This is a genomic window from Microseira sp. BLCC-F43 (genome assembly GCF_041929235.1).
Lineage (GTDB): Bacteria > Cyanobacteriota > Cyanobacteriia > Cyanobacteriales > Aerosakkonemataceae > Microseira.
This window is the reverse complement of record NZ_JBHFNP010000347.1, coordinates 1-10,000: the sequence shown is the minus strand read 5'-3', so window position 1 is coordinate 10,000 and position 10,000 is coordinate 1. Positions and strand designations below refer to the sequence as shown.

Annotated in this window: 11 protein-coding genes and 1 pseudogene; 9 read left to right on the top strand and 3 right to left on the bottom strand. The window is 43.3% G+C overall.

The window, feature by feature from the left end:
- The 5 genes and pseudogenes from ACE1CM_RS45715 to ACE1CM_RS45695 form a co-directional block, all read left to right on the top strand.
- Window positions 1-750 (top strand): annotated as a pseudogene (locus ACE1CM_RS45715) (hypothetical protein); the annotation flags it as partial.
- A gap of 53 nt (window positions 751-803) precedes the next feature.
- Window positions 804-1,073, top strand: a complete 270-nt coding sequence (locus ACE1CM_RS45710) for a hypothetical protein (protein WP_374886249.1) — start codon at window positions 804-806, stop codon at window positions 1,071-1,073.
- The gene (locus tag ACE1CM_RS45705; RefSeq protein WP_374886247.1) at window positions 1,070-1,522 is read left to right on the top strand and encodes a type II toxin-antitoxin system VapC family toxin; all 453 of its coding nucleotides are present in this window, start codon (window positions 1,070-1,072) and stop codon (window positions 1,520-1,522) included. The genes ACE1CM_RS45710 and ACE1CM_RS45705 overlap by 4 nt, the downstream gene beginning before the upstream one ends.
- 11 nt (window positions 1,523-1,533) lie before the next feature.
- A complete protein-coding gene (locus ACE1CM_RS45700) occupies window positions 1,534-2,298 on the top strand; it encodes a GIY-YIG nuclease family protein (protein WP_374886245.1) in 765 nt (254 codons plus the stop codon).
- Between the two features lie 260 nt (window positions 2,299-2,558).
- Entirely contained in the window at window positions 2,559-3,593 is a 1,035-nt protein-coding gene (locus tag ACE1CM_RS45695; protein WP_374886250.1) for an ABC transporter permease, read from the top strand.
- A 92-nt stretch (window positions 3,594-3,685) separates the two neighbouring features.
- Here the strand turns inward: ACE1CM_RS45695 and ACE1CM_RS45690 are convergent, their stop codons facing one another.
- Entirely contained in the window at window positions 3,686-3,967 is a 282-nt protein-coding gene (locus ACE1CM_RS45690) for a hypothetical protein (protein WP_374886244.1), read from the bottom strand.
- Between the two features lie 303 nt (window positions 3,968-4,270).
- On the opposite strand from ACE1CM_RS45690, the gene ACE1CM_RS45685 reads away from it, so the two are divergent.
- On the top strand, window positions 4,271-5,200 hold the full coding sequence (locus ACE1CM_RS45685) for an ABC transporter permease (protein WP_374886243.1): 930 nt from the start codon (window positions 4,271-4,273) through the stop codon (window positions 5,198-5,200).
- 158 nt (window positions 5,201-5,358) lie between these two features.
- Window positions 5,359-6,630, top strand: coding sequence for a glycosyltransferase family 4 protein (locus ACE1CM_RS45680; RefSeq protein ID WP_374886242.1), 1,272 nt, complete (start codon window positions 5,359-5,361; stop codon window positions 6,628-6,630).
- 30 nt (window positions 6,631-6,660) lie between these two features.
- Here the strand turns inward: ACE1CM_RS45680 and upp are convergent, their stop codons facing one another.
- Together upp and ACE1CM_RS45670 are read right to left on the bottom strand one after the other, a co-directional pair.
- Entirely contained in the window at window positions 6,661-7,296 is a 636-nt protein-coding gene (upp, locus tag ACE1CM_RS45675; RefSeq protein WP_374886241.1) for a uracil phosphoribosyltransferase, read from the bottom strand.
- A 29-nt stretch (window positions 7,297-7,325) separates the two neighbouring features.
- A complete protein-coding gene (locus ACE1CM_RS45670; RefSeq protein WP_374886239.1) occupies window positions 7,326-8,588 on the bottom strand; it encodes a URC4/urg3 family protein in 1,263 nt (420 codons plus the stop codon).
- 75 nt (window positions 8,589-8,663) lie between these two features.
- On the opposite strand from ACE1CM_RS45670, the gene ACE1CM_RS45665 reads away from it, so the two are divergent.
- Both ACE1CM_RS45665 and ACE1CM_RS45660 read left to right on the top strand, forming a co-directional pair.
- Window positions 8,664-9,041, top strand: a complete 378-nt coding sequence (locus ACE1CM_RS45665) for an ArsR/SmtB family transcription factor (protein WP_374886237.1) — start codon at window positions 8,664-8,666, stop codon at window positions 9,039-9,041.
- A 72-nt stretch (window positions 9,042-9,113) separates the two neighbouring features.
- Window positions 9,114-9,560 (top strand): ArsI/CadI family heavy metal resistance metalloenzyme, encoded by a 447-nt coding sequence (locus ACE1CM_RS45660; RefSeq protein WP_374886236.1) that lies wholly within the window; start codon window positions 9,114-9,116, stop codon window positions 9,558-9,560.
- The last annotated feature ends 440 nt before the right edge of the window (window positions 9,561-10,000 follow it).

The following is a 10,000-nucleotide window of genomic DNA, read 5'->3' as shown; positions in this document are numbered from 1 at the left end:
ACAACGATCGATCCCGGCTTGCCAAGCGAAGCGACAACAACGATCGATCCCGGCTTGCCAAGCGAAGCGACAACAACGATCGATCCCGGCTTGCCAAGCGAAGCGACAAGAACGATCGATCCCTGCTTGCCAAGCGAAGCGACAAGAACGATTCACCCCTCCTTTGTCAGGGGGGAGACAAGATTCCTTCTTAGCCCCCCCTTGGCAAGGGGGGGTAGGGGGGGGATCGCCTATATTCCTGAAGATCGGCAAAAAATGGGTTTAGTTTTGAGTTTTAGCATCGCTAGAAATCTGATTCTAAAAGTTTTTTATTTGTTGCCTTTCTGTCGTCGTTGGTTGCTTCAGTACCCGATAATAAATGATAATGCAACATCGGCAATTAACGGGTTTGATATTCGGGCTGAAAATCCATCTGTTAAAGTTAGTCAATTATCGGGTGGAAATCAACAAAAAGTTGTCTTGGCGCGGGAACTTTCTGGGGAACCAGATTTAATTATCGCCATGCAACCAACGCGGGGATTGGATGTGGGGGCGACAGAATACGTGCAGCAAAAACTATTAGCAGAAAGAGAAAGAGGGGCGGCGATACTGTATATTTCAACCGAATTAGAAGAGGTGATGATGATGAGCGATCGCATTGCCGTCATGTATGAAGGAAAATTTGTGGATATCCTAGATGCTAGTACCGCTACTGTCGAACAAATCGGTTATTTGATGACAGGTGGTAAGGTTTTAGCCAGAGAAGAGTAGCGGGTACAATAGTTGTTAGGTACAATTGAGGAAAACTATTCCCAGGTGAATTTATGGCAACCCTTTACTTGGAAAACGTCCCCGATGAATTGTATGAAAAATTGCAACAATTAGCGGCAGCGCAAAATCGCTCAATTGATGCACAAGTACTGACACTGTTAGAAAGTGCTTTGAAAAGTGAAACAAAACCACTACAAGAGGAAACGCCTAAAAAGTCTGTACAAGAAATTTTAGCTGAGATCAACCGACGCCGCCAGTCGCTTCCGCAAGATCTCGGATTACCTGATAGTACCATTCTACTAAGAGAAGACCGCGATAGATGACAACACCTCTCCGATACGTTGTAGATGCAAGTCTAGGCATCAAGCAATTTATTCCAGATCCACTATCCTCTAAAGTAGTGGATCTGTTTGCTCGCCTTTCCTATCCTGAAACTGAAATATACGTCCCGGATCTGTTTTATATCGAGTCTGCTAATATCCTCTGGAAATATGTCCGCGCTGGGCGTTATGCTGTTGCTTTAGCACAGGGAAATTTAAGCAGTCTGAGAGCTTTACCGTTAAGAGTAGTTTCGACGGCTGAGTTAATGGAGGAAGCTGTTAATATCGGCTTGAATTATGGAATTACCGCTTATGATGCGTGTTATGTTGCGCTTTCTCAGCAAGTTAGTGCGCCGCTATTGACGCTTGATGAAAGGTTGGTTAGGGCTGTGGCTGCTGCGTCTTATGATGTGCGATCGCTGAATGATTTTACCATTCCACCATTGCCATAATCATAGTTTTTATGTTTCCTGAATTTGATTTATCTCAATTACCATTTCAGTATTTAGCACAACGGGACAGTTTACCTGATTGTCCGGCTATTTACTTTGCCATTGACTCTAACCAGAGAGTCTTGTACGTAGGTAAGGCAATTAAACTCTTAACAAGATGGAAAGACCATCATCGTTTTGAACAGCTAAACAAACTTAACCGTAAAAGTCCTATCAAGTTAGCTTGGATGGTTTGTCCTAACGCTCCGGAATTACTTTCAAAAGCTGAATCTTACTTGATAGATTTTTATCAACCTTTACTCAATCAAACACCTGTACCAGCTAAGAAAATAATTCCCGCAGAGGTAGTTTTACAGCCGAATCTTGCCAAGCTATCCAAGTATGTTGTGATATTTGGTGTTGATACCGCTCAAGACTCTGGTATTCCTACTGTATATATAAAATATGATTGGTTGTATAGAAGTCCTATCCGGACAATACGCAGTATTTTTAAAGCTGACAATAAAAAACCTACTGGTTTGAGATGGAGTGAATACTGTAGACGACAGTATAGTTTTTGGAAAGCTACTTGCAACGGTGTAGCTATAGATATTGCGCCTTGGGATGGGGTATTGTATTTACGGGATAAAGCAGTAATACAAAAATTGGCTGGTGTAGAAATGCTGGCTTTACGCGATCCAGAGTTTACAAACATCAAAAACTCATCGCTTAGAGAACAATTACCAGGATTGGCTATATTAGAACATGACCCTATACCTCTTTTATGGTTACAATAAGAGTTTTTCTAAATTCCGCCTAACGACTAAAGTCGCGGCTATACAAACAAAGACCGCCTGCGCGGTCTAAAATACAAAAACTATTCTCAGCCTGCTAAGCTACGGCTTAATTCCGCCTAACGACTAAAGTCGCGGCTATACAAACAAAGACCGCCTGCGCGGTCTAAAATACAAAAACTATTCTCAGCCTGCGTAGGCAGGCTTGGTTTGTCTAGCCACAGACTTCAGTCTGTGGGAGCCTAAACGTAAGTCCCAAAGTGATGCAAACTAACCGGATTCAACCTTTACTATTACCAATTTTATCACCGCTAATAGCGATCGCACTCTCCCTACTCGTCGGTGCTATTCTAATTCTGCTAGCAAAAGCAAACCCGATCGCCGCTTACGGCATTCTGATTCAAGAATCCCTCACCAATTATTACGGTTTTGGCAATATGCTAACCAAAACCGCACCTTTATTGTTATCCAGTTTAGGCGTATTGCTGGCATTAAAAGCAGGGTTATTTAATATTGGCGCAGAAGGACAAATTTACATGGGTGGACTCGGTAGCGCCTTGGTGGGATTATTCTGGCACGGAATACCGGGATTGATTCACGTACCCCTGGCATTATTGGGAGGATTCCTTTTCGGTGCAATTTGGGGATTCATTCCCGGATATCTCAAAGCAATGCGAGGCGTAAATGAAGTAATAACTACCTTATTACTCAACTACGTAGCGCTAAATTTTATTGGATATTTAGCAAACAATCCGTTAAAAGAACCTGGTGCGCCGAGTGCTTATTCTTCGCTGATTTCTGAATCTGCCAGATTGCCAATTATTATGCCCCAAACCCAAGCTCATGCGGGGATTTTTGTTGGGTTATTGGCGACGGTAATATTGTGGGTAATCTTGGCGCGATCGCCTCTAGGATATCAAATCGAAGCCGTCGGTTTAAATCCAGTTGCCGCGCGTTATGCAGGTATGTCCGTAGAAGGTACTATCATTGCTGTGATGGCGATAGCGGGAGTATTGGCGGGATTGGCGGGTGCGGGTGAGGTAATGGGGCTAAAATATCGCTTATTCGACCGCTTTTCGCCGGGATATGGATTTGATGCCATTGCGATCGCGCTCCTGGGTCGCGGTAACATTGGCGGTATCCTCCTCACCTCCGTCTTTTTCGCCATCCTCCGCAGCGGTGCAAATGTCATGCAACGCAGTGCAGGTGTTCCCGTCACCGTCGTTTACGCCATTCAGGGATTAACCGTATTATTCATTGCCATTAGTTTTGCCATCGAACGACGGATAAATCCTTAGTAATTGGTAATTGGTAATTGGTAATTGGTAATCGATTTTCCTATTACCAATCATCCATTACCCATTACCCATTACCCATTACCAATTACCGATTAAAAAGAATACCCTCTAGACTCGAACATCTCCTCGCAACACACTGGAGTAATATCTTTAAATCCCAAACTTTCCAGGTGCGATATCCATTCAGAGGGAGTATCTTCTTCAAATTCCAGCGCCCCTAATAGTCTTGCCACATCAACAACTTCTGGAACCGTCCAAAGCATATAACCTTGCCAATTAACCCCCAAACAAAGCCACCCCGGCACATTACCATTGTTAAACTTATTTGAACCTTCACAACTCGCTCTAAAGCAGTAGATTTGACCTTTTGACATAGTGCGTCTGTTTCTCAATTTTGTTGCTAAAATCATAGGACTTACAACAGAGATGCTCGTGTCAGGGTATCTTGACATACCCAACGCCAGCAAGGGTCGCATATTCCCAAAACTTACCCACGGTAAACTCTGAAATCCCCCCAAGGCATTGGGGGTTGGGGGGATCGATGCGTAAGTCCTGATTGCTATAAAATTTAAAACAGCATTTCGTTCAACCTCTAAAAATTATTGAATTTCTTCAACAAGTTAGCACTTGCACACCCCCATCCAAAGCAACATCGATCTAAAATCTAAAATCAATTAATGACTAACTTTCTGACTGACTATCTAGTTGCCAGCTTACGCCTTGCAGTACCCTTAGCTTTTGCTGCGCTTGGCGGATTGTTATCAGAACGATCTGGCGTGTTAAATATTGCTTTAGAAGGAATGTTACTATCCGGCGCATTTGTCAGTGCTGCTGGAGCTTTTTTTACCGGCAATAGTTGGATAGGAATTTTATTAGCAATCTTCATCGGCGGATTGGTGGGAATTCTCCACGCCTATCTTTGCATCACCTTACGAGTCGATCAATTAGTCTCCGGACTGGCAATTAATCTTACCGCAGCGGGATTGACTTCTTTCTGGGCGCGTATTTTGTTCAACAGCAAACAAGCGCAGTCATTACCAGGCATTAATATTATCGGCATTCCCGGCTTAAAAAATATCCCGATTATTGGAGATATTCTTTTTAACGAAGACCCTCTGGTTTACCTGTTATTTTTATTAATTCCTCTTCTAACGTATATTTTATTTCGCACCAGTATCGGTTTATCCTTGCGAGCGGTTGGAGAATACCCACGCGCCGCCGATACAGCCGGAATTTCTGTTAAATTAGTGCGGTATGTAGCCGTGACTCTCAGCGGTTGTCTGGCTGGATTAGGAGGTGCTTATCTCGCCTTAGTCCACGTCAAATTTTTTGTAGAAGATATGAGTGCAGGCAAAGGTTTTATTGCCCTAGCTGCCTTGATTTTTGGCAGGTGGCATCCCGTTAGCACATTTTTTGCTTGCCTGTTATTTGGAGCAACCGAAGCCTTGCAACTGCGAATTCAAGCCTTTAATTTAAATATTCCCTATCAATTTTTAGTCATGTTGCCTTATCTTATTGCCCTATTCGCGTTAGTGGGATTAGCCGGAAAGTCTACACCCCCCGCAGCATTGGGTATTCCTTATATTCCAGAAAGTCGCGATCGCTGAGTGCAGTCATGCATGTAAAAGCGATCGATCAAATTAACCTACGACCAAATCTAGCTTTCTTGACAAAAGCAAATTATGAATGCTACTTTAGAGAGAAGTAAAAGATATTTTTTACACGTAAAAACTGAATTAAGCTAGACAAGGAGAGTGGCAAGCCCATGAGTAACCCAACACCAAAAGTTTTACTTGTCATTGAACAATGCAATCCAGATTGGGCTTCTGTTCCCCTCGTAGGATATAATTATTACAAGGAAATTAGCAAGTTAGTCGATGCAACGCTTGTCACCCATGAAAGAAATAAGCAGGCGATTGAAAATAAAAAAAAGCATGAAAACGTTGTTTACATAACAGAAAGTAAATTAAGCAGAATATACTATAAATTTGTCGCAAAAGTGGCAAATAGGGGAAGAGTAAATTGGCCTCTTTACCACGCATTGAATTACCTAATATATGCCGAATTTAATCACCAAGTATACGAAGAATTCAAAGATAAAGTATTGCGGGGAGAATATGACTTAGTTCATGCAATCACTCCAATGCTGCCTCGATATGCGGTTAAAATAGTTAAAGCATGTAAGAAAACACCTTTTCTTATAGGGCCAGTTAATGGCGGTGTTCCTTTTCCAGCAGGTTTCCAAGATATAGCCAAACAAGAATTTGCTTACTTGAATTTTTTAAGAGCAGTTGGTCGATTCTTGGTCCCAGGCTATAGAGAAACTTACAAGAAAGCAGACAAAATATTAGCAGGTTCGACTTTTACATTAAATCTGTTGAAAGAACTGTTTTCACTACCAGACGACAAAATTAACTTGTTTTATGAAAATGGCATTGAAAGTATTTTTTTAGATGCCCAGGAAACCCGCAAAGAAAACAACAAGGTTAACTTACTTTTTGTAGGCAGGTTAGTACCTTATAAAGGTGCAGACATGTTGATTGAAGCAATCGGTAAACTTCCAGGTTCAATCAAGGAAAAAATCGTGCTAACAATTGTGGGAAATGGTTCGGAAAAAGCCAGCTTAGAAGCTAAAGTCCAGGAGTTAAATTTAGGCGAAATTGTCAAATTTACAGGCTGGGTTAACCAAGAAGAGACACTTCTCTATTATCGAGAATCAGATATATTTTGCTTCGCTTCAATTCGAGAATTTGGGGGAGCAGTGGTACTGGAAGCGATGGCTTGTGGACTTCCCTGCATTGTGGCGAACAATGGTGGAATTGGGGAATATGTAACTGAAGAAACCGGATTTAAAATCGAACCCGTTTCCAGAGACTATTTAACGCAAGAGTTAACCCAAAAAATTCAGATTTTGGTTGAAAACAAAGAACTAAGGCAAAAAATGTCTGCCAAATCAATTGAAAGAGTTCGAGAATTTACCTGGTCAGAAAAAGCAAAAAAAATCGTCGAAATCTACCAGTTAATGATTAATAATTAACGCGCGAAGCAACCCGAAACACCGCTTGCCTTATTTGGTGCCATACATGCGATCGCCTGCATCTCCAAGTCCAGGAATGATATACCCGTTTTCGTCCAAATATTCATCAATCGCAGCGGTATAGATAGGCACATCCGGATGTTGCCCGTGGAAATGGGTAATACCTTCGGGTGCTGCTAACAAGCACAAAAATTTTATTGATTTCGGGTTGACTTCTTTAAGTCTATCCACCGCTGCAACTGCTGAATTACCCGTTGCCAGCATCGGATCGACTACTAACACATCTCGCTGATCGATATCGTGGGGAACTTTAAAATAATATTCAACTGCTACGTGGGTGCTCGGGTCGCGGTACAATCCAATATGTCCGACCCTTGCTGAAGGAATTAATTCTAAAATTCCGTCTAAAAGTCCTTGCCCTGCCCGCATAATCGAGACAATTACCATTTTCTTATCCGCCGCAAGCATAGGAGCAAACATTGGGGCAAGCGGCGTTTTAATTTCTTCGTATTTCAGCGGTAAATCTCGCGTTACTTCGTAGGCTAATAGAATGCCAATTTCGTGCAAAAGTTGACGAAATTTTCCCGTACTGGTTTCAGCTTGACGCATCAGCGTCAACTTGTGTTGAACTAATGGATGCTCAATTACAGTAACTTCGGTTTTCATTTTTTCTTACTTATTTAATTAATCTGAAATTAAAACACCGTTCCATCACTTTCTATTTGAATTGGCGGAACCCCACCTGGTCTTAATTGTGCGGCAATTTTTCTTCCAGCATTCCAAGTTCCTCCTTGTAAAATTTTGACTAGGGGTAATTGGGATTCGTTCAGGTTCAACTTTTCGCGAATTGCTGCGGCAATTTGATCTAAAAGAATCACGGTTAATGCCCGCCATTCAACAATCACCTCAGATCCAGGCAAGTGACGTTCCTGAAGCATATCCTCCCTCGCGACTTGGAGCAATCCCATATCCAGGCATAATCCACCATTGCGATATTCTGGCAATCCCGTCATTTCCTCTAGTCCGGTAATTTCTACGCCGAGTTCTTCGAGGGGTTCTAGCAGCGAGTAGGTTAACCACTGGGATAGTTTGTGGAATGGGATATAGCGTACGCTCTCCTTCTCCCCCCCTAAAGCTGGATGAATCCAGACATCCCCTAAGTTTACTCGTGTAATGGTCAAACGCCCAGGCCATATTTCCCCAATTCCCTCTAAAACGGCAGTTAGTACCAAAGATGCAGGCAGGTGGACAGAGGGGCGGGTGGGCTGGTGAGAAAATGTACTTATTTTATTTTGGAGCAGGTAATCTACTAAGTTGCCGGGGCGCCGGTTTTCTTCGCCAAAAAATATCGGATTTTGAGTTAGTATCTCTCCTAAGCGTTGCAGCAATTTAACTCGCCCCTCTAAACCTACTAACGGGTTTTCTGGACTGACTTGAAATCCTGGGGCTAGCTTTTGTATTGTTATTGCTTGTAGTCCTTTTGCATCTGCTTGTAAAGGTTGTTCTGGGTTACTAGAAAAAACACCTTGACAAAACATCCTCAAACTCGCTACCGCCAACCCTTCGGAACGGCGAAATACCTGTCCCGTTTCCCGTTCGTAATATTGCCAATCTGCACCCGCACCCGCATCGAGTAAAACGCTGATAATGGCTAAATCGAATTTTACTTTCGCTTTTTCAATTGCTGTTAGTTTCGCCAAAGATATATCTAATTCGGCAAGGCGCGCACTATCTCCCACCTCAAAATGTCGCCAGCGACTGTGAAAAGGGATGTTTAAATCGGGATAATTTTCCCGCATCACCTCGATGACGTAATCCGCTGTTTTGTCTAATTTTGATAAGTCGCAGCGAAAGTAATTGAGTTGGCGATCGCACGCTAATTTAAACATGCGATCGCATCTCTCCCGAATCGCCGCCGGAGTTCTCAAGTATGCGATCGTTTGTTGGTCATTCATCATGCTCTAGAGTTTACCAATTGTCGCGCTTTCCCTCACCACTTGACATTCTCCCATTATTTTGATATTTTTATAAATATGGAAAAAACAAATACCCCTCTAGATGCGACCTCAGTCGAGAAAATCGCTGAAACATTCGCTGCCTTGGGGCAGATTTCGCGCCTCCAAATCGTGCGCCTGTTGCTTTCTGCCTACCCAAAAGGACTTCCAGCAGGCGAAATTCAGCAAAACTTGGGGATTTCTGCCCCTACCCTGTCTCACCACCTGGACAAGCTGCGTCAGGTGGGACTGCTGAATATGGAGAAGGACAGACAGTGGATTTGGTACAGCATCCGCCCTGAGACACTCAAGCTGTTAATCGATTTTTTCTACGCAGAGTGTTGCACCCGCAATCAAGTTGTGGAGTTGGACCCAGGGGAATTGCCAACCAAGTCCAGCCAGAATTCCTGCTGCTAATGACTTGATAGCAGGGGTACTGTTTTTTTCCCATTTAGTTCGATGATTGTAAAAATACAAAAGGAAAGAGTCATGTCTACTCTCAAAACCCACGTGGCGCTGAAAGTTACTGACATTGAAAAGTCCGTCGCTTTCTACCGGGCAATGTTTGGCGTTACCCCAGTCAAGCACAAATCCGACTACGCCAAATTCGACCTAGAAAATCCTGCCCTTAATCTCACCCTGAACCTGACCGAGAAAGTACAATCCCACGGCGCACTATCCCATTTAGGCATCCAAGTTAACAGTACCGCAGAGGTGAAAGCTGCAATTGACCGCTTTACCCAAGCTGGTTTAAGTTTATTTGAAGAACAGGACACCGACTGTTGCTATGCCCTCCAAGACAAAGTATGGGTGACTGACCCGGATGGTAACCGCTGGGAAATCTTTGTAGTCAAGGTGGGAGATACTGCGCCAGAGCAAAATATTGGTGCAGTTGGTGCAGTTGAAATGAAGGCTAAAAAGCCTTGCTGTGCCTAGTAGGGGTGAGTAATTTTTCAACCTCAGAACTTACGTAAAGAAACCGGGTTTCTATAAGGAGTTCTCAAGTATGCGATCGTTTGTTGGTCATTCATAAAGCAAAACCCTTCGTTCAAAGCAGTAGGGAACATCAATTAGCTTTGTCGCCAGCACAAAGTTCCTCTAGCCTTAGCCCCTACCAATGATTCAGATGCAACCGGATTTGATATTACCGGAAATCCCCAGACAGGTTAGGCCAGACAGCTACTCCAGGCGCTTGTCAATTAGGGCAATGAGTTGAGCGATGCTTTGCTGCACTTTTAGCCCAAACCAAAAGAAGCCCCACATCTGACCGAAGGCAGTGTGGGATGAATTTTGGGGTAATCAGGTTGCGTCCCCCGACCTATGTTGACCGTCAGTCAACGCGGGAGTGGGGACAGCGACTTGATTACCAATTTCTG